The sequence below is a fragment of the Pseudomonas putida genome, from assembly GCF_002025705.1.
GTDB classification, from domain to species: Bacteria; Pseudomonadota; Gammaproteobacteria; order Pseudomonadales; family Pseudomonadaceae; genus Aquipseudomonas; species Aquipseudomonas putida_J.
In genome coordinates this window covers 956,827-976,320 of record NZ_CP018846.1, presented here as the reverse complement: position 1 = coordinate 976,320, position 19,494 = coordinate 956,827, and the positions used below count along the sequence as shown (strand labels likewise).

Sequence of the window (19,494 nt, the reverse complement as noted above, 5' to 3'; positions counted from 1 at the left end):
GCGCGAAACCAGATAATAAAAACCACGGAGTTTCACCATGACCTTCAAACGCAAGCTGCTTCTTGCCGTACTCCCGTTCGCTTTCAGCCTGTCGATGCCCGCCTCGGCCCTCGACATCAAGTTCGCCGAGATTCACCCGGCCGGCTACCCGACCGTGGTCGCCGAACAGAACATGGGCAAGAAGCTGGAACAGGCCAGCAATGGCGAAATCACCTTCAAGATGTTCGCCGGCGGCGTGCTCGGTTCGGAGAAGGAGGTCATCGAGCAGGCGCAGATCGGTGCTGTGCAGATGACCCGCGTCAGCCTCGGCATCGTCGGCCCGGTGGTGCCGGACGTAAACGTGTTCAACATGCCGTTCGTGTTCCGCGACCATGAGCACATGCGCAAAGTCATCGACGGTGAGATCGGCCAGGAAATCCTCGACAAGATCACCAACTCCGAATTCAACCTGGTCGCCCTGGCCTGGATGGATGGGGGCTCGCGCAGCCTCTACACCAAGAAGCCGGTGCGCAGCCTCGAAGACCTCAAGGGCATGAAGATCCGCGTGCAAGGCAACCCGCTGTTCATCGACATGATGAATGCCATGGGCGGCAACGGCATCGCCATGGACACCGGCGAAATCTTCAGCGCCCTGCAGACAGGGGTGATCGACGGTGCCGAAAACAACCCGCCAACCCTGCTCGAACACAACCACTACCAGAGCGCCAAGTACTTCACCCTGACCAATCACCTGATCCTGCCGGAGCCGGTGGTGATGTCCAAGACCACCTGGAACAAGCTCACCCCCGAGCAGCAGGTGCTGGTGAAGAAACTCGCCCGCGAGGCGCAGATGGAAGAGCGTGTGCTGTGGGACGCCAAGTCCGCCGCCAGCGAAGAGAAGCTCAAGGCCGCCGGCGTCGAGTTCATCACCGTCGACACCAAGCCGTTCTACGACGCCACAGCACCGGTGCGCGAGAAGTACGGTGCGCAGTACGCCGACCTGATGAAGCGTATCGACGCAGTCCAGTAAGCCCGGACCTTTTCCAAGATGACCTCGGCAGTGCGACGTCCGTTGCCCTGCCGCTTTGGTGATGCCTATGAAAACGCTTTTCCTGCGCGTCAATGACACGCTGTACCGCAGCTGCATCTGGGTCGCCGGGCTGTCGATCCTGGCCATGTCGCTGATCATTCCCTGGGGCATCTTCGCCCGTTACGTACTCGGCACCGGCTCCAGTTGGCCAGAGCCGGTTTCGATCCTGCTGATGGTGCTGTTCACCTTCGTCGGCGCCGCCGCCAGCTACCGCGCTGGTGCGCACATGGCAGTGGCGATGGTTACCGACCGCCTGCCGGAACCACTGCGCCAGCTGGTGGCGGTGTTCACGCAACTGCTGATGGTGGGTGTCTGTGTGTTCATGACCTGGTACGGCTTCAAGCTGTGCGTCACCACCTGGAACCAGTTCATGGCCTCGCTGCCCAGCGTGCGGGTGGGCATGAGCTATGCGCCGATCCCGGTCGGTGGCGTGCTGACACTGATCTTCGTGCTGGAAAAACTCCTGCTGGGCGACCAGAGCCAGCGCAAGGTGGTGCGGTTCGACCTGGTGGAAGAAAACGAGGGGGCGGCGTAAATGGATGCGTTCATTCTGTTGGGCAGTTTCATTGCGCTGATCCTGCTGGGCATGCCGGTGGCCTACGCCCTGGGCCTGTCGGCGCTGATCGGCGCGTGGTACATCGACATCCCGCTGCAGGCGATGATGATCCAGGTGGCCAGTGGGGTTAACAAGTTCTCGCTGCTGGCCATTCCGTTCTTCGTCCTCGCCGGGGCGATCATGGCCGAAGGTGGCATGTCGCGGCGCCTGGTGGCGTTCGCCGGGGTGCTGGTGGGCTTCGTGCGCGGCGGGCTGTCGCTGGTCAACATCATGGCCTCGACCTTCTTCGGCGCGATCTCTGGCTCGTCGGTGGCTGACACCGCGTCGGTGGGTTCGGTGCTGATTCCAGAGATGGAACGCAAAGGCTACCCACGCGAATTTTCTACCGCAGTGACCGTCAGCGGCTCGGTGCAGGCGTTGCTGACCCCGCCCAGCCACAACTCGGTGCTGTACTCGCTGGCGGCCGGTGGCACGGTGTCGATCGCTTCGCTGTTCATGGCCGGGGTGATGCCCGGGCTGCTGCTGAGCGCGGTGATGATGGGCCTGTGCCTGGTCTTCGCGAAGAAGCGCGACTACCCCAAGGGCGAGGTGATCCCGCTGCGCCAGGCGTTGAAGATCGCCGGTGAAGCGCTGTGGGGCCTGATGGCCATGGTGATCATTCTCGGCGGCATTCTGTCGGGCGTGTTCACCGCGACCGAATCGGCTGCAGTGGCGGTAGTGTGGTCGTTCTTCGTGACCATGTTCATCTACCGCGACTACAAATGGCGCGACCTGCCCAAACTGATGCACCGTACCGTGCGGACCATCTCGATCGTGATGATCCTGATCGGTTTCGCCGCCAGCTTCGGCTACGTGATGACCCTGATGCAGATCCCGTCGAAGATCACCACGGCGTTCCTGACCCTGTCGGACAACCGCTACGTGATCCTGATGTGCATCAACTTCATGCTCTTGCTGCTGGGCACGGTGATGGACATGGCGCCGCTGATCCTGATCCTCACGCCAATCCTGCTGCCGGTGATTACCGGTATCGGCGTAGACCCGGTGCACTTCGGCATGATCATGCTGGTCAACCTGGGGATCGGGCTGATCACACCGCCAGTGGGCGCTGTGCTGTTCGTCGGGTCAGCGATTGGCAAGGTGAGCATCGAAGCCACGGTGAAGGCGCTGCTGCCGTTCTACCTGGCGTTGTTCCTGGTGCTGATGGCAGTGACCTACATTCCAGCCATTTCGCTGTGGCTGCCGAGCGTGGTCTTGTAACTGCAACGGGGTGACCTGTAGGAGCGGCCTTGCCGGGGCGCCGGACCGGTCGGAAAGGGCCGCAAAGCGGCCCCAGGATTCGGCATTGGTGCACATACCCTGGGGCTGCTTCGCAGCCCTTTCCGACCGGTCCGGCGCCCCGGCAAGGCCGCTCCTACAGAGCCCGAGGTTCTCCCTGCAAACGGATCCTGCACATGGCTGCCCCCTCTTCTACTGCAACCTTCTTTCCACGCCAGCTGGCCATCGCCCTGCTCGCCCTGCTGGCCTGTTCGTTCGCCGGCAACCACATCGCCGCACGCATCGCCTTCGACGACGACACCGGCGTACTGCTGGCCATCCTCTGCCGCTCGGGTATCACCTTCCTGGCACTGGCCAGCCTGGTGCTGTGGCAGCGCCAGCCGCTGGGCATGCCAGCCGGCACATGGCGCTGGCAACTGCTGCTGGGCCTGCTGATCGCCACCCAGAGCCTGTGCCTGTATTCGGCAGTGGCACGCATTCCGGTGGCCTTGGCGCTGCTGGTGGGCAACACCTTCCCCATGCTCCTGGCGCTGCTGACCTGGGCACTTGGCGGTACCCGCCCGAGCGGGCGTACGGTGCTGTTCATGGGGCTGATCCTGTGTGGCCTGGTACTGGCGCTGGATGTACCGGCACGGCTGGCCGACGATGGCGACGCCAGTCCGCACTGGGCCTTGGGCGTGGGCCTGGCGTTCTGCGCCGCCTGCGTGTTCGCTTGTGCACTGTGGATCACCGACCACAAGCTGGCGAGCGTGCGCGGCCCCGTGCGCAGCCTGCTGACCTTGCTGATCGTGTTCGGCAGCATGCTGGTCGCCGGCATCAGCGGCGTGATGCCCGCCGGCTTGTCGTTGCCGGGCAGCGCCAGCGGGTGGATGGCGCTGGCCAGCCTCGTGGTGTTGTATGGCGTGGCCTTCACCTTGCTGTTCGTCTGCGTGCCGAAACTGAACATGGCGCAGAACGCGCCGGTGATGAACGTCGAACCCATCGCCACCTTGCTGCTGGGCTGGGCGTTGCTCGACCAGCAACTCAGTGGCCTGCAACTGATAGGCGGTGCCGTTGTGGTATGCGGCATTGTCCTGCTGACCTACCGGAGGCCCTGATGAGCGTCCCCCTGCTGCACCTGCAAGACCGCCTTACCCGCCTGAGCATCGCCCCCGAGCTGGGCGCCAGCCTGGTCAACTGGCAGGCCAGAGCCACCGGGCAGGCGCTGTTGCGCCCATCCGACGAGGAGGCCCTGGCCAGCGGCAGCCCTCGGCGCCTGGGCTGCTACCCCTTGGCCCCGTGGTCCAACCGCATCGCCGAGGGCGGCTTCCTGCGCCCTGATGGCTGGCTGCCCCTCACGCCGAACACAGGGCATGACCCCTACCCGATTCACGGCAGCGCCTGGCAACAGGCCTGGCAGGTGGAGCATCACAGCGAGCAACGTACCCGCCTTGTCCTCGAAAGCGCTGTGCCATTCGCCTACCGGGCGGCACTCGACATACACCTGCACGAAGGCTGCCTGAGTATTGATTTGCATGTGACGCATCTGGACTCGGCTGCCACCTGGTATGGGCTGGGGCTGCATCCTTACTTCCCGCGGTACGGCGATACAAGGCTGCGCGCAGAGGCGCGCAAGGTGTGGCTGGCAGATGATGGAAACCTGCCTACCCGGCAAGCTGCGGTACCTGGTAACTGGAACTTCGCCACTGCGCGAACGCTGCCGGCCGCGGTGGTTGATCACGCTTTCAGCGGATGGCCTGGTGACTGTGTGATCGAGCAGCCGAGCGCGGGTTATCGGTTGGCCTGCAGCGCCAACGGCGCCGAGCACTTTCTGTTGTTCTGCCCACAGGAGCAGCCGTTTTTCTGCTTCGAGCCGGTGAGCCACCCGATCAATGCGCATCACTTGCCCGGGCGGCCGGGGCTGAGACTGCTGCAGGAGGGCGAAACGAGCAGCCTGGGATTCAGGATGCAGTATCAGGCATTGTGACAGCCTGATACTGGGGCTGCTGCGCAGCCCAATCGCGACACAAGGCCGCTCCTACAGGGAGCGCACTAATTGCTGCAGAAGAGGGAGCTGGCTTGCCAGCGATGGGCCGCAAAGCGGCCCCTGCATTTCATGCCTTACGCCAGTGCCTCGGTCGACGGTGCCAGTGGCCTTTGCGAAGCGGCCCCTTGCACCTCGCGCGCGACCTTCCACACCAGCACCGCCGCCACGATATCGAACGCCGCAAGTACCACGAACAGCGGGCTGTAGCCTATCTGTGTGACCAGGATGCCAAACACCAAGGTGAACAGCGCCGCCCCCAGGTAGCCGCACATCCCGCCCATGCCGGTCGCGGTCGCCACCTGGTCCTTGCTGAAGGAATCCGAGGTGATCGAATACAGCGCACCCGACAAGGTCTGGTGGGCGAAGCCGCCAATGCACAGCAGCAGAATCGCCGTGTACGGGCTTTCGACCAGGCCGATGCAGGCCGGGCCGATCATGCAGCTGGCGCCGAATACCAGCACCATCTTGCGCGAGGTGAACAGCGACACCTTGAAATAGCGATGGAACATCGGGCTCAGGTAACCCCCGAGCACACAGCCGATGTCGGCAGCGAGGAACGGCAACCAGGCAAACATCGCCACTTCCTTGATGTTCATGTGCCGCTCGGTCATCAGGTACAGCGGAATCCAGGCGTTGAAGGTCTGCCAGGCCGGCTCGGAAAGAATGCGTGCCGAGGCGATCGCGTAGAAGTTACGGGTTTTGAAGATGCGCTTCCAGGCGCCCTTCTCGCGCCGCTCGGCCTTGAAATGAGCTTCCTGGCCGGACAGGATGTAGTCACGTTCCTCGTCGCTCAGGCGTTTCTGATCACGCGGGTGCTTGTACAGCAGCATCCACAGCAGCGTCCATAGCACTCCGGATATGCCGACGATGACGAATGCCAACTGCCAACCACTGTGCAGAATCGCCCATACCACCAGCGGTGGCGCCAGCAGCGCGCCCAACGAAGAACCGATATTGAACCAGCCAATGGCGACCGAGCGCTCCTTGGCCGGGAACCACTCGGTGGTGGCCTTGACCCCGGCCGGCAAACCGGCAGCCTCGGTCATGCCTAGCAAACCGCGCAGAAATGCCATGCTCTGCCAGCCGCTGGCCAGCGCCGCGCCTGCACAGGCCAGTGACCAGGCCAGGGCGAACACGGCAAAGCCCAGTTTGGTACCAATGAAATCGATGAGCCAACCGGCGATCGGCTGCATGAGCGCATAGCACATCTGCCAGGTCGCGACGATCTTGGCGTATTGCTCGGTGGTGATGGAGAGGTCGGTCATCAGCGTAGGGGCTGCCACCGAGAGGGTATTGCGGGCGAGGTAGTTGACGACGAGCCCGGCCGTGACAAGGCTGACCATCCACCAACGGATGCCTTTGATCTTCATTGTTCACCTGAATTTTATTCTTAGATTTACGGGTGATCTGTCTCATGCGCCGGCAGGGCTAAATGAGACAAATTGTTTCAGGTGAAGATTGCCATGTCATAGGTCGTCGTACAACAACAATTACTCATAACCAGCAAAAATGGGCTTGAACATCGTAACCGAGTTAAATCCAGTTGCGTTGTACGACCTCAAAGGTCAATCCAATTGCCGAGCCCGCAGGTCCTGCGCCAGCAGGTCGATGAACGAACGCACCTTGGCCGAGCCGTACTTGCTCTCGCGGTGCAAGACGTGGATCGGCCAGGGTGCTTCCTCGTACTCGGCGAGAATGACCTTCAACTGGCCGCTGGCCAGTTCATCGACCACTTGATATGACAGCAACCGGGCGATGCCCAGCCCACCCACTGCCGCAGCGATTGCAGCGTCGTTGCTGGTGACTGTCAGCCGCGGCTTCATGCGCACCAAGGTCGGCTCGTCGGCCAGGCCAAAGCGCCAACCGGCGCGGGGCGAGAGGTTGGTGGTGGCGATCACTGCGTGTTCCGGCAAGTCCGACGGGTGCTGCGGCTCGCCCATGCGCGCGAGGTACTCGGGCGATGCACACAGCATCCGCCGCACCCGGCCCACACGCAGGGCCTTGAGACCGGAGTCGGGCAACGGCCCGATACGCACAGCCACGTCCATACCCTCCTCGACCATGTTCACCACGCGATCGAGGAAGTACGCCGATACGTCGACTTCGGGGTATTGCTGCAGATAGCGCACGATGCAGGGCATGACGAACTTCTTGCCGAACAGGATTGGCGCTGTGATCGCCAGTTCGCCCTTGGGCGTGGCATTGATACCCGCCGCAGCTTCGTTGGCTTCATGGATGCTGGCGAGGATGTGCCGGGTGTCTTCCAGGTAGCGGCTACCCGCCTCGGTCAGGCGCACACTGCGGGTGGTGCGCAGCAGCAGCTTGACCCCGATCTGCTCTTCGAGCGCGCTGACGGCACGGGTGACGGCGGCGGGTGAGATGTCCAGGCGACGGGCCGCAGCGGCGAAGCTTTCCAGCTCGCCGACGGCGACGAACACCTTCATCAGGTGGATCTGGTCCATGCAGGTTCCTGGTCATCGGGGGTGCGAGGATTATCAGTCATATGTTCAACTTTTGCTGCCTCCACTGGCCCTGTCGCCGGCAGCAGAACACCTCAAAGGTCCAGCACCAACGCCTGTGCCGGCACCGCGCAGCAGATCAGCGCAGTACCCTCTTCTGGCAATTCGGCGGGCGGATTCGGGTAATGCACCTGCCCACTCAACACCTTGGTCTTGCATGTACCGCAAGACCCACCCCGGCAACTGAAGTCTGGTGCCAGCCCGCGCGCCTCTGCCAGCTCCAGCAAGGTTCCGCTTCTCGGCGCCCAACGTGCCTCCTTGGCAGAACTGGCGAAATACACGGGTACCGGTTCGCTGGCGGCCGGTGGCTGCTGCAGCGTCGGCTGGTTGTCATCGCCATGCCGGCGCAAGGTCGATGGCCCGAAGGCTTCGGCATGAATGCGCGCATCCGGCACATGAACGCCGCGCAGCCCTTCGTACAAGTCCTGGGTGAAACTGGCTGGGCCACACAGGTAAAAGTCGTAATCATCCAATGCCAACATCGCTTTCACCTGCTCGATGCCCAGCCGCCCTGCGTGTTCGAAATCACGCCCTTGCACCGCTTCGGCTTCAGGTTGGCTCAGCGAGCGATGCCAGCTCAAGCGTGTCCCGGCCTGCTCGCGCAATTCGGCCAGTTCTTGCTGGAACGGCAGCTCACCCAGGCTGCGTGCCCCCTGAAACAGATGGATGCGTCGGCCCTGCCCGGTCGCCAGCAACTCGCGCAGCATGGCGATCAGCGGCGTGATACCCACCCCGGCGCCGATCAGCACGATCGGCCTGTCGCTGTTGCTATCCAAGGTGAAACTGCCCATGGGCAGGCGCACTTCCAGCGTGTCTCCGGCCCCGACTCGCTCATGCAAATAGCGCGACGCCAGCCCCTGCGCCTTGACGCTGATGCGCAAGAAACCATCGGCTGGCGCGCTAGACAAACTGTAGGTGCGGATCAGCGGCGCCTCACCGCCCAGCGAGATACGAACGGGAATGTGCTGGCCGGGCAAGAATTCCACCGCCTCGGTCGTGGCGAGGTAGAACGAGCGGATATCGCGGCTCTCTTGCTCCACACGTGCGACCTGCCAGCTCAACCACTGACGCTGCCGTTCGCGTTGCTGCAGCCGTTGCTCCGCCTCGGCCCAGGTACCGGTCATGAGGCTGGTCGGCGCATATTCCTGGAAAACCCAGCGCAGGCTCACCGCTGCGCGGCGCAGCACGACGTGCTCGATGTCCAGCGTCCACAGCCGCTCGGCCCCCTCGAAGGCCTTGATCAGCGGGCTGTCGAGCAGCACCTCGGTGCGCCCGGTCACCTGCAATACATCGCCGGTCATGAAATCGACGAACAACAGCCCGGCCTGCGGATTTTCCAGCAGGTTGCCGAGGGTGTTGAAATGCAGGTTGCCGGCATAATCGGGAATGCTCAGGCGGTTGCCTTCGACCCTGACGAAACCAGGGCGACCGCCACGGTGCGAGACGTCTACCGAACGTTGGCCGTGCGGATGCTCGACGTAGCTGGCGACGAACAATGTGTCGGCGTTCTCGATCATTGCGGCCGTGCTGGCATCAAGCCCTTGCGCATCGATGCGCCCTTGAGCCGGTTCATCGACGCGGGTGTATTCGCGCAGCTGGATGTACTGCGGACAATTGCCGAACGACTGTTCCACCTGCACATCCAGGCAACCGCCAGCGGCCTGAGCGATCAACCCATTCATACGGTTGCGCCGGCGCGTGTGCAACTCGATGCCGAGCAGGCCGATGGCCCCGCCAGAGGCCAACCCTGGCGTTGCCGGGTCGTCACTGGCCAGCTGTGTGTGGATCAGCAAATGCCGGGGGTCGGGCGAGCTGATGAAACCCTCCGGGCCTTCCAGCAACGTAGCCCAAGGCCTGCCGCCCGAGTCCACAGCCCCAGCGACGATGAAAGGCAACTGCTGGTAGAACATGCGGTGCTGATCGGGCATGAAGTCACGAATGACCTTCTGCCCGAACACGTCCATGCGCTCCGACACACCGACCTGCTCCTGCAGGCGTTTCTCGCCGGCATGCCAGGGCGAGCTGCGATGGTTGGGGAGTTGCGCCATGGCGGCATTCCTCGCGTGGGGTGGCGGCTCAGACGCTAGTCTGCAAGCCGACGGCGGTGCGTGGCATGGCCACGAAGCCAGGCAACGCTTCAATGCGAGCCAGCCAGGCGCGCACATTGGGGTAGGGTTCCAGCGAGACATTGCCTTCGGGTGCGTGGGCGATGTACGAGTAGTTGGCAACATCCGCGATAGTTGGTTGATCGCCAACCAGGAATGCCGACTTGGCCAGCTCGGCATCCATCACCTTGAGCAAGGTGTGGGCGCGGCCGATGACTTCGTCGGTGTCGAACGAAGCGCCGAATACGGTCACCAGGCGCGCGGCGGCAGGGCCGAAGGCCAGTGGCCCGGCGGCAACCGACAGCCAGCGTTGCACGCGCGCAGCATTCAGCGGGTCATGGGGCAGCCACTTGCCAGCCTTGTCGTAGGTGCTGGCCAGGTAAACCAGGATGGCATTGGAATCGGCAATGACGGTGCCGTTGTCATCGATCACCGGCACTTGGCCGAACGGGTTGAGGGCGAGGAAATCTGGCTGCTTGTGCGCACCTTTGGCCAGGTCGACGAACACCAGTTCGGTAGGCAGGTCGAGCAGCGACAGCATCAGCTCGATACGGTGGGCGTGGCCCGATTTGGGGAAGTTGTAGAGTTGGATCATGGGTTGGGCTCCAGGAAGGCACCGGGGTGGTGCGTGGTGGAGCCCATCCTGCGCTGATTCGGCTGGCAGCAGAATCAGTGCAAGGAGCAAACCATAATTTCGCCTTGCGAAATAATCGGAATATCAGTGTCGCGACTGCTTCTGATAGCGATACAAGCCCCGCGCCGCCTCGACCACGTGCGGCACGCAGGCCTGCAACTCATCGAAACTCATGGCATCGAGCAACTCGAAGTTGTCTTCCAGGCCATGCAGTGAAATAGCCTTGAGCAGTTGATCCTGCTCTGGCGGCAACTCGCCCCAGGCAGCGATCTGCGTACCACGCATGTAGCCGAAGCACCATTCCTCCATGATGATCGCCGGCCCCTCCTCGGCTTCGCTCTCCTCGAACAGCGGCTCGAAGCTATCGAGGTTTTCCGCGAGTTGCTCGGCGACCTGGTGGGCATAGCGCAGCATCAAGGCAGTGTAGGCCTCTTCATGGGCAGGCTTCTTGAACTTCGGTACCTTGCCACCCGCGACATTGGGCAGCCATTGCTCTGGCAGCACGTCGACCGGGGAACTGGCCAAGGCGGTGAAAAAGCCGTTGAGCTCGGCCAGGTTAAGCACCGAATAGTCGTTGCCGTAGGTGATCAGCAGGTCTTCGAGGCGGGCGAGTTCTTTTTCGCTGAGGGCGGGGAGCATGTGCGGGCGTCCTGGGTGAAGATTTGCGTGCACCCTAGCACATGGTGATCAGCTGGAGGGATTTGTTGCCTGTACAAAAACAATCGCCGGCAAGCCAGCTCCCACAAGGTCCTGCAACGGCCATGGGGCCTGCAAAAAACCTGTGAAAGCCGACTTGCCGGCGATCAAGCCGTTAAGCCTTATACCGCCAACGCGCGCTCACGCAGCTCGCTGTTGAGGATGCGGTCGTTCTCGCTGTAGTCGACCGGGCAGTCGATCACGTGCACGCCAGGGGTCTTGATGCAGTGCTCGAGCAGCGGCAGGAAGGCCTCGGCGCTTTCTACGCGGTGGCCATTGGCACCGTAGGCTTCGGCATATTTGACGAAGTCCGGGTTGCCGTAGTCCAGGCCGAAATCGGTGAAGCCCATGTTGGCCTGCTTCCAGCGGATCATGCCGTAGCCGTCGTCACGCAGGATCACCACGGTGATGTGCATGCCCAGACGGACTGCGGTTTCCAGCTCCTGGCTGTTCATCATGAAGCCGCCGTCGCCACACACCGAGATCACCGGGCGGTCCGGGTACACCAGGTGCGCTGCCATTGCCGATGGCAGGCCGGCGCCCATGGTCGCCAGGGCGTTGTCGAGCAGCACGGTGTTCGGCTTGTGGGCCTTGTAGTTGCGGGCGAACCAGATCTTGTAGATACCGTTGTCCAGGGCAACGATGCCTTCGGACGGCAGTACGCGACGGATGTCGGCGACCATGCGCTGCGGGTAGACCGGGAAGCGGTTGTCGTCGGCGCCTTCGGCGATCTGCGCTTCGTTGGCTTCACGGATGGCCATGAGGCGAGTGAAGTCCCAGTGCGCGGTGTCGGTCAGCGCTTCGCTGATCTGCCACACGGCGTTGGCGATGTCGCCGATCACTTCGACCTGCGGGAAGTACACGGCATCGACTTCGGCGGAGCGGAAGCTGATGTGGATGACTTCGGTGCCGCCACGGACCATGAAGAACGGCGGCTTCTCAATCACGTCGTGGCCGATGTTGATGATCAGGTCGGCCGCTTCGATGGCGCGGTGGACGAAGTCACCGGACGACAGCGCAGCGTTGCCGAGGAAGCGCGGGTGGCGCTCGTCGACTACACCTTTACCCATCTGGGTGGTGATGAACGGGATGCCGGTCTTGTCGATCAACTGCTTGAGGACCTTGGCGGTCATCTTGCGGTTGGCGCCGGCGCCGATCACCAGGATCGGGCTGCGCGCCTTCTGCAGTTTCTCGACGGCGGCTTCAATGGCCACGTGCTCGGCCAGCGGGCGACGGTGCAGGCTGCGCGGGATCGGCAGGGCGTCGGTCTGCTCGGCGGCGATGTCTTCCGGCAGCTCCAGGTGCACGGCGCCCGGCTTCTCTTCTTCAGCCAGGCGGAACGCTTCGCGCATGCGCGCCGGAATGTTGTCGGCCGAGGCGAACTGGTGGGTGTACTTGGTGATGGGGTCCATCATGCCGCACACGTCAATGATCTGGAAGCGGCCCTGTTTGGACTTCTTGATCGGCTTCTGGCCGGTGATCATCATCATCGGCATACCGCCCAGGTAGGCGTACGCACTGGCGGTCACTAGGTTGGTTGCGCCAGGGCCCAGGGTCGACAGGCTGACACCGGTCTTGCCGGTCAGGCGGCCATAAGTGGCGGCCATGAAGCCCGCGGATTGCTCGTGGCGGGTCAGTACCAGCTTGATCTTCGACTTGCGCAGGGATTCCAGCAGGTCGAGGTTTTCCTCACCAGGAATGCCGAACACATACTCGACACCTTCGTTTTCCAGGCATTGCACAACGACATCGGCGGCCTTGGCCATCTTGCTTGTAACCTCAAGTGATCGGACGGTGGAAGTCCAGAAATGCGCAGCACGGTACGCTGGCATCGCTCGGTTCGGGGGCCAGGATTGCCCCGAACTTAAGTCTTGACGCAGCTTTAGCGCAAACAAGTCACGTTAATTTGCGAGAAATATTGTCGCACCGTACAAACGGTGCAGATAGGAGGATACAGACAAAAGACATTTGGCTGCAGCGTCAAAGCGCCGCATTGCCGGAGGGCGGAAAAGACAAAACCCCTACCTGCATGCGCAGATAGGGGTTTTGCGAAATGAATCTTGACGATGACCTACTCTCACATGGGGAAACCCCACACTACCATCGGCGATGCATCGTTTCACTGCTGAGTTCGGGATGGGATCAGGTGGTTCCAATGCTCTATGGTCGTCAAGAAATTCTGTAGCCAGAATGTCCAGATGGACAGCCCAGCGAATCCGGATATGTGATGTTGTGGTGCTTTTGTGAACAGTGCGAACTTTCGGTTCGTATCATCTTCACCACCACAATTTGGCGCCTAACGCTCAAATTGCTTGGGTGTTATATGGTCAAGCCTCACGGGCAATTAGTATTGGTTAGCTCAACGCCTCACAGCGCTTACACACCCAACCTATCAACGTCGTAGTCTTCGACGGCCCTTTAGGGAACTCAAGGTTCCAGTGAGATCTCATCTTGAGGCAAGTTTCCCGCTTAGATGCTTTCAGCGGTTATCTCTTCCGAACATAGCTACCCGGCAATGCCACTGGCGTGACAACCGGAACACCAGAGGTTCGTCCACTCCGGTCCTCTCGTACTAGGAGCAGCCCCTCTCAAATCTCAAACGTCCACGGCAGATAGGGACCGAACTGTCTCACGACGTTCTAAACCCAGCTCGCGTACCACTTTAAATGGCGAACAGCCATACCCTTGGGACCGGCTTCAGCCCCAGGATGTGATGAGCCGACATCGAGGTGCCAAACACCGCCGTCGATATGAACTCTTGGGCGGTATCAGCCTGTTATCCCCGGAGTACCTTTTATCCGTTGAGCGATGGCCCTTCCATACAGAACCACCGGATCACTAAGACCTACTTTCGTACCTGCTCGACGTGTTTGTCTCGCAGTCAAGCGCGCTTTTGCCTTTATACTCTACGACCGATTTCCGACCGGTCTGAGCGCACCTTCGTACTCCTCCGTTACTCTTTGGGAGGAGACCGCCCCAGTCAAACTACCCACCATACACTGTCCTCGATCCGGATAACGGACCTGAGTTAGAACCTCAAAGTTGCCAGGGTGGTATTTCAAGGATGGCTCCATGAGAACTGGCGTCCCCACTTCAAAGCCTCCCACCTATCCTACACAAGCAAATTCAAAGTCCAGTGCAAAGCTATAGTAAAGGTTCACGGGGTCTTTCCGTCTAGCCGCGGATACACTGCATCTTCACAGCGATTTCAATTTCACTGAGTCTCGGGTGGAGACAGCGCCGCCATCGTTACGCCATTCGTGCAGGTCGGAACTTACCCGACAAGGAATTTCGCTACCTTAGGACCGTTATAGTTACGGCCGCCGTTTACCGGGGCTTCGATCAAGAGCTTCGCTTGCGCTAACCCCATCAATTAACCTTCCGGCACCGGGCAGGCGTCACACCCTATACGTCCACTTTCGTGTTTGCAGAGTGCTGTGTTTTTAATAAACAGTCGCAGCGGCCTGGTATCTTCGACCGGCATGGGCTTACGGAGCAAGTCCTTAACCCTCGCCGGCGCACCTTCTCCCGAAGTTACGGTGCCATTTTGCCTAGTTCCTTCACCCGAGTTCTCTCAAGCGCCTTGGTATTCTCTACCTAACCACCTGTGTCGGTTTGGGGTACGGTTCCCAGTTATCTGAAGCTTAGGAGCTTTTCTTGGAAGCATGGCATCAACCACTTCGCGCTCTAATGAGCACTCGTCATCAGCTCTCGGCCTTGAGATCCCGGATTTGCCTAAGATCTCAGCCTACCACCTTAAACTTGGACAACCAACGCCAAGCTGGCCTAGCCTTCTCCGTCCCTCCATCGCAATAACTGGAAGTACAGGAATATTAACCTGTTTTCCATCGACTACGCTTTTCAGCCTCGCCTTAGGGACCGACTAACCCTGCGTCGATTAACGTTGCGCAGGAAACCTTGGTCTTTCGGCGTGCGAGTTTTTCACTCGCATTGTCGTTACTCATGTCAGCATTCGCACTTCTGATACCTCCAGCAAGCTTCTCAACTCACCTTCACAGGCTTACAGAACGCTCCTCTACCGCATCACCAAAAGGTGATACCCGTAGCTTCGGTGCATGGTTTGAGCCCCGTTACATCTTCCGCGCAGGCCGACTCGACTAGTGAGCTATTACGCTTTCTTTAAAGGGTGGCTGCTTCTAAGCCAACCTCCTAGCTGTCTAAGCCTTCCCACATCGTTTCCCACTTAACCATGACTTTGGGACCTTAGCTGACGGTCTGGGTTGTTTCCCTTTTCACGACGGACGTTAGCACCCGCCGTGTGTCTCCCATGCTCGGCACTTGTAGGTATTCGGAGTTTGCATCGGTTTGGTAAGTCGGGATGACCCCCTAGCCGAAACAGTGCTCTACCCCCTACAGTGATACATGAGGCGCTACCTAAATAGCTTTCGAGGAGAACCAGCTATCTCCGAGCTTGATTAGCCTTTCACTCCGATCCACAGGTCATCCGCTAACTTTTCAACGGTAGTCGGTTCGGTCCTCCAGTCAGTGTTACCTAACCTTCAACCTGCCCATGGATAGATCGCCCGGTTTCGGGTCTATACCCAGCGACTAAACGCCCTATTAAGACTCGCTTTCGCTACGCCTCCCCTATTCGGTTAAGCTCGCCACTGAATATAAGTCGCTGACCCATTATACAAAAGGTACGCAGTCACCTAACAAGTAGGCTCCCACTGCTTGTACGCATACGGTTTCAGGTTCTATTTCACTCCCCTCTCCGGGGTTCTTTTCGCCTTTCCCTCACGGTACTGGTTCACTATCGGTCAGTCAGTAGTATTTAGCCTTGGAGGATGGTCCCCCCATGTTCAGACAAAGTTTCTCGTGCTCCGTCCTACTCGATTTCATTGATAAGAGATTTTCGTGTACGGGGCTATCACCCACTATGGCCGCACTTTCCAGAGCGTTCCACTAATCTCAAACCAACTTAAGGGCTGGTCCCCGTTCGCTCGCCACTACTAAGGGAATCTCGGTTGATTTCTTTTCCTCAGGGTACTTAGATGTTTCAGTTCCCCTGGTTCGCCTCTTGCACCTATGTATTCAGTACAAGATACTCAGCTTATGCTGAGTGGGTTCCCCCATTCAGAGATCTCTGGATCACAGTCTGTTTGCCGACTCCCCAAAGCTTATCGCAGGCTACCACGTCTTTCATCGCCTCTGACTGCCAAGGCATCCACCGTATGCGCTTCTTCACTTGACCATATAACCCCAAGCAATCTGGTTATACTGTGAAGACGACATTCGCCGAAAATTCGCACGTCGCTCTTTCGAGCAGAACTCACAAATTTTACCTTAGCCTGATCCACCAGCAGTGAAACTGGTGTTCAGTCTATATCTATCACATATCCGAATTTTTAAAGAACGATCTGACAAAAGTCAGAAATCAACATTCGAACTGAATGCTCATTTCTAAGTTCTGACAAGTGACTGCGTATGGCGGAAGTGGTGGAGCCAAGCGGGATCGAACCGCTGACCTCCTGCGTGCAAGGCAGGCGCTCTCCCAGCTGAGCTATGGCCCCGTATATCTGCTACTACAGCGCGGCTGAACCATGTAATGGTAGGTCTGGGCAGATTTGAACTGCCGACCTCACCCTTATCAGGGGTGCGCTCTAACCAACTGAGCTACAGACCTATAACAGGGTCGCTTTACAGCATCGTCTTTTACAATGAATCAAGCAATTCGTGTGGGAGCTCATCAGTAGGCTGATGTCGTCGATTAAGGAGGTGATCCAGCCGCAGGTTCCCCTACGGCTACCTTGTTACGACTTCACCCCAGTCATGAATCACACCGTGGTAACCGTCCTCCCGAAGGTTAGACTAGCTACTTCTGGTGCAACCCACTCCCATGGTGTGACGGGCGGTGTGTACAAGGCCCGGGAACGTATTCACCGCGACATTCTGATTCGCGATTACTAGCGATTCCGACTTCACGCAGTCGAGTTGCAGACTGCGATCCGGACTACGATCGGTTTTGTGAGATTAGCTCCACCTCGCGGCTTGGCAACCCTCTGTACCGACCATTGTAGCACGTGTGTAGCCCAGGCCGTAAGGGCCATGATGACTTGACGTCATCCCCACCTTCCTCCGGTTTGTCACCGGCAGTCTCCTTAGAGTGCCCACCATTACGTGCTGGTAACTAAGGACAAGGGTTGCGCTCGTTACGGGACTTAACCCAACATCTCACGACACGAGCTGACGACAGCCATGCAGCACCTGTGTCAGAGTTCCCGAAGGCACCAATCCATCTCTGGAAAGTTCTCTGCATGTCAAGGCCTGGTAAGGTTCTTCGCGTTGCTTCGAATTAAACCACATGCTCCACCGCTTGTGCGGGCCCCCGTCAATTCATTTGAGTTTTAACCTTGCGGCCGTACTCCCCAGGCGGTCAACTTAATGCGTTAGCTGCGCCACTAAAATCTCAAGGATTCCAACGGCTAGTTGACATCGTTTACGGCGTGGACTACCAGGGTATCTAATCCTGTTTGCTCCCCACGCTTTCGCACCTCAGTGTCAGTATCAGTCCAGGTGGTCGCCTTCGCCACTGGTGTTCCTTCCTATATCTACGCATTTCACCGCTACACAGGAAATTCCACCACCCTCTACCGTACTCTAGCTTGCCAGTTTTGGATGCAGTTCCCAGGTTGAGCCCGGGGCTTTCACATCCAACTTAACAAACCACCTACGCGCGCTTTACGCCCAGTAATTCCGATTAACGCTTGCACCCTCTGTATTACCGCGGCTGCTGGCACAGAGTTAGCCGGTGCTTATTCTGTCGGTAACGTCAAAACAGCAAGGTATTAACTTACTGCCCTTCCTCCCAACTTAAAGTGCTTTACAATCCGAAGACCTTCTTCACACACGCGGCATGGCTGGATCAGGCTTTCGCCCATTGTCCAATATTCCCCACTGCTGCCTCCCGTAGGAGTCTGGACCGTGTCTCAGTTCCAGTGTGACTGATCATCCTCTCAGACCAGTTACGGATCGTCGCCTTGGTGAGCCATTACCTCACCAACTAGCTAATCCGACCTAGGCTCATCTGATAGCGCAAGGCCCGAAGGTCCCCTGCTTTCTCCCGTAGGACGTATGCGGTATTAGCGTTCCTTTCGAAACGTTGTCCCCCACTACCAGGCAGATTCCTAGGCATTACTCACCCGTCCGCCGCTGAATCAAGGAGCAAGCTCCCGTCATCCGCTCGACTTGCATGTGTTAGGCCTGCCGCCAGCGTTCAATCTGAGCCATGATCAAACTCTTCAGTTCAATACTGCTTGGGTTTTTAAGAAACCCTAAACTTGGCTCAGCAATCTCAAATGACTATGTGATTTCTCGCATGGCCACTTGTGATGCTGATAATCTTTGTGACTATCAGTCCGTACTCACAAGCACCCACACGAATTGCTTGATTCGATTTGTTAAAGAGCGTTTGGTTAAGAGCTTTTCGTCTCAACCGAGGCGCGCATTCTACGCTTTCCTCATTTGCTGTCAAGCGTTTATTTGAAGTTTTTTTAAATCCGCTTTCTTTCAAAAGCCTTCAACTTCAACAACTTACCGCTTGCCTCGTTGCGTTCAACGCTGCGAGGAGGCGAATAATACGCGGTTTGAAATCAGAGTCAACACCTTGATCTGAAAAAACTTTCGCTCTTCATCTTCGGCCCCTTGGCAACTAAATGCATGAAGCACCGCTCTGTAAAGAAACAACCCGTGGAGCGTAACGGCCATGAGCGATGCACAGAGCGAGAAGACCCCTGGCCTGTCGGCGGACGAAGAAAAGGAAGCCAGCCATAACCAGCCGCCGCGGGCTGCGGTATTGCACGAGATCATTCGCTCCCAGGGCGACCAGGAACTGGAGCGTACGCTTGCGGCACTGTGGTGGTCGGCCCTGGCCGCTGGCCTGACCATGGGCCTTTCACTGATGGCCATGGGGTTGCTCTATGCACGCCTGCCTGAAGGCAGCAGTGCCCAGGTCATCGCCAGCATCGGCTACAGCGCCGGCTTTCTTGCCGTGATCCTGGCACGCCAGCAACTGTTCACCGAAAACACGCTCACTGCGGTGCTGCCCATCATGACCACGCCCACCCTGGCCAACCTCGGGCGTTTGCTGCGCCTGTGGAGTGTGGTGCTGCTGGGCAACCTGGCGGGCACCTTGCTGGTGGCCTGGGTAATGCTCGAACTGCCTATCTTCGACGGCAAGACCGACGTGGCCTTCCTTGAGGTCGGGCGCAAGGTCATGAAGAACGACATCAGTCAGATGTTCGCCAAAGGCATCGTTTCGGGCTGGATGATCGCCACCATGGTCTGGATGATCCCGTCCATGGAGCACGCCAAGATCTGGATCATCCTGATGATTACCTACCTGATGGCTCTGGGCGACTTCACCCATATCGTCGTCGGCTCGGTGGAAGTTTCCTACCTGGTATGGGCCGGCGAAGAAACCTGGAGCCGCTTCTGGCTGGCGTTCGCCTTGCCGACCCTGGCCGGCAATATCATCGGCGGCAGCTGCATCTTCGCCCTGATCAGCCACGCCCAGGTACGCAGCGACAGCGGCAAGCCGCCATCGCAGCTATTAAAGAAGGAAAAGCGTGAGCAGCGGCCCGGGGACTGA

The 19,494-nt window shown here is 59.3% G+C and carries 12 protein-coding genes, 2 tRNA genes and 3 rRNA genes; 6 read left to right on the top strand and 11 right to left on the bottom strand.

Going from position 1 to position 19,494, the window contains the following annotated elements; genetic code table 11:
• The first annotated feature begins 37 nt into the window (after positions 1 to 37).
• The 5 genes from BUQ73_RS04495 (at position 38) to BUQ73_RS04475 (ending at position 4,869) form a co-directional block, all read left to right on the top strand.
• On the top strand, positions 38 to 1,009 hold the full coding sequence (locus tag BUQ73_RS04495; protein ID WP_079226841.1) for a TRAP transporter substrate-binding protein: 972 nt from the start codon (positions 38 to 40) through the stop codon (positions 1,007 to 1,009).
• A 67-nt stretch (positions 1,010 to 1,076) separates the two neighbouring features.
• Positions 1,077 to 1,604, top strand: coding sequence for a TRAP transporter small permease (locus BUQ73_RS04490; protein WP_079226840.1), 528 nt, complete (start codon positions 1,077 to 1,079; stop codon positions 1,602 to 1,604).
• On the top strand, positions 1,605 to 2,885 hold the full coding sequence (locus BUQ73_RS04485) for a TRAP transporter large permease (RefSeq protein ID WP_027918043.1): 1,281 nt from the start codon (positions 1,605 to 1,607) through the stop codon (positions 2,883 to 2,885).
• Between the two features lie 194 nt (positions 2,886 to 3,079).
• Positions 3,080 to 4,000: an EamA family transporter gene (locus BUQ73_RS04480; protein WP_079226839.1), complete on the top strand. Its 921-nt coding sequence runs from the start codon at positions 3,080 to 3,082 to the stop codon at positions 3,998 to 4,000.
• Positions 4,000 to 4,869, top strand: coding sequence for an aldose 1-epimerase (locus BUQ73_RS04475; protein WP_079226838.1), 870 nt, complete (start codon positions 4,000 to 4,002; stop codon positions 4,867 to 4,869). Before BUQ73_RS04480 ends, BUQ73_RS04475 begins: the two co-directional genes overlap by 1 nt.
• 134 nt (positions 4,870 to 5,003) lie before the next feature.
• Here BUQ73_RS04475 and BUQ73_RS04470 read toward each other — a convergent pair whose 3' ends face one another.
• The 11 genes from BUQ73_RS04470 to BUQ73_RS04420 all read right to left on the bottom strand — a co-directional run bounded on the left by BUQ73_RS04470 (position 5,004) and on the right by BUQ73_RS04420 (position 18,152).
• The gene (locus tag BUQ73_RS04470; RefSeq protein ID WP_079226837.1) at positions 5,004 to 6,299 is read right to left on the bottom strand and encodes an MFS transporter; all 1,296 of its coding nucleotides are present in this window, start codon (positions 6,297 to 6,299) and stop codon (positions 5,004 to 5,006) included.
• A gap of 195 nt (positions 6,300 to 6,494) precedes the next feature.
• Entirely contained in the window at positions 6,495 to 7,391 is an 897-nt protein-coding gene (locus tag BUQ73_RS04465; RefSeq protein WP_079226836.1) for a LysR family transcriptional regulator, read from the bottom strand.
• Positions 7,392 to 7,483: 92 nt separating this feature from the next.
• Entirely contained in the window at positions 7,484 to 9,496 is a 2,013-nt protein-coding gene (locus tag BUQ73_RS04460) for a pyridoxamine 5'-phosphate oxidase family protein (RefSeq protein ID WP_079226835.1), read from the bottom strand.
• 28 nt (positions 9,497 to 9,524) lie between these two features.
• Positions 9,525 to 10,148 (bottom strand): glutathione S-transferase family protein, encoded by a 624-nt coding sequence (locus BUQ73_RS04455; RefSeq protein WP_079226834.1) that lies wholly within the window; start codon positions 10,146 to 10,148, stop codon positions 9,525 to 9,527.
• 123 nt (positions 10,149 to 10,271) lie between these two features.
• On the bottom strand, positions 10,272 to 10,826 hold the full coding sequence (locus BUQ73_RS04450) for a UPF0149 family protein (protein ID WP_079226833.1): 555 nt from the start codon (positions 10,824 to 10,826) through the stop codon (positions 10,272 to 10,274).
• A gap of 179 nt (positions 10,827 to 11,005) precedes the next feature.
• Positions 11,006 to 12,649 carry an acetolactate synthase large subunit gene (locus tag BUQ73_RS04445; protein WP_060483672.1) on the bottom strand — a complete coding sequence of 548 codons (1,644 nt, stop codon included), beginning with the start codon at positions 12,647 to 12,649 and terminating at the stop codon, positions 11,006 to 11,008.
• 292 nt (positions 12,650 to 12,941) lie between these two features.
• Positions 12,942 to 13,057: ribosomal RNA gene (gene rrf / locus BUQ73_RS04440) — 5S ribosomal RNA — on the bottom strand.
• Between the two features lie 149 nt (positions 13,058 to 13,206).
• Positions 13,207 to 16,098: ribosomal RNA gene (locus BUQ73_RS04435) — 23S ribosomal RNA — on the bottom strand.
• Between the two features lie 243 nt (positions 16,099 to 16,341).
• Positions 16,342 to 16,417, bottom strand: a tRNA-Ala gene (locus tag BUQ73_RS04430).
• 36 nt (positions 16,418 to 16,453) lie between these two features.
• A tRNA-Ile gene (locus tag BUQ73_RS04425) sits at positions 16,454 to 16,530 on the bottom strand.
• 85 nt (positions 16,531 to 16,615) lie between these two features.
• Positions 16,616 to 18,152 (bottom strand): 16S ribosomal RNA (locus tag BUQ73_RS04420).
• Together the 16S, 23S and 5S rRNA genes with 2 tRNA genes alongside form the textbook arrangement of a ribosomal RNA operon.
• A 457-nt stretch (positions 18,153 to 18,609) precedes the next feature.
• On the opposite strand from BUQ73_RS04420, the gene BUQ73_RS04415 reads away from it, so the two are divergent.
• Positions 18,610 to 19,494 carry a formate/nitrite transporter family protein gene (locus tag BUQ73_RS04415; RefSeq protein ID WP_079226832.1) on the top strand — a complete coding sequence of 295 codons (885 nt, stop codon included), beginning with the start codon at positions 18,610 to 18,612 and terminating at the stop codon, positions 19,492 to 19,494.

Bases quoted from the DNA above. Each gene is read 5' to 3' on its own strand.
- BUQ73_RS04495 (WP_079226841.1), top strand. From the start codon at position 38: ATGACCTTCAAACGCAAGCTGCTTCTTGCCGTACTCCCGTTCGCTTTC.
- BUQ73_RS04490 (WP_079226840.1), top strand. From the start codon at position 1,077: ATGAAAACGCTTTTCCTGCGCGTCAATGACACGCTGTACCGCAGCTGC.
- BUQ73_RS04485 (WP_027918043.1), top strand. From the start codon at position 1,605: ATGGATGCGTTCATTCTGTTGGGCAGTTTCATTGCGCTGATCCTGCTG.
- BUQ73_RS04480 (WP_079226839.1), top strand. From the start codon at position 3,080: ATGGCTGCCCCCTCTTCTACTGCAACCTTCTTTCCACGCCAGCTGGCC.
- BUQ73_RS04475 (WP_079226838.1), top strand. From the start codon at position 4,000: ATGAGCGTCCCCCTGCTGCACCTGCAAGACCGCCTTACCCGCCTGAGC.
- BUQ73_RS04470 (WP_079226837.1), bottom strand. From the start codon at position 6,299: ATGAAGATCAAAGGCATCCGTTGGTGGATGGTCAGCCTTGTCACGGCC.
- BUQ73_RS04465 (WP_079226836.1), bottom strand. From the start codon at position 7,391: ATGGACCAGATCCACCTGATGAAGGTGTTCGTCGCCGTCGGCGAGCTG.
- BUQ73_RS04460 (WP_079226835.1), bottom strand. From the start codon at position 9,496: ATGGCGCAACTCCCCAACCATCGCAGCTCGCCCTGGCATGCCGGCGAG.
- BUQ73_RS04455 (WP_079226834.1), bottom strand. From the start codon at position 10,148: ATGATCCAACTCTACAACTTCCCCAAATCGGGCCACGCCCACCGTATC.
- BUQ73_RS04450 (WP_079226833.1), bottom strand. From the start codon at position 10,826: ATGCTCCCCGCCCTCAGCGAAAAAGAACTCGCCCGCCTCGAAGACCTG.
- BUQ73_RS04445 (WP_060483672.1), bottom strand. From the start codon at position 12,649: ATGGCCAAGGCCGCCGATGTCGTTGTGCAATGCCTGGAAAACGAAGGT.
- BUQ73_RS04415 (WP_079226832.1), top strand. From the start codon at position 18,610: ATGAGCGATGCACAGAGCGAGAAGACCCCTGGCCTGTCGGCGGACGAA.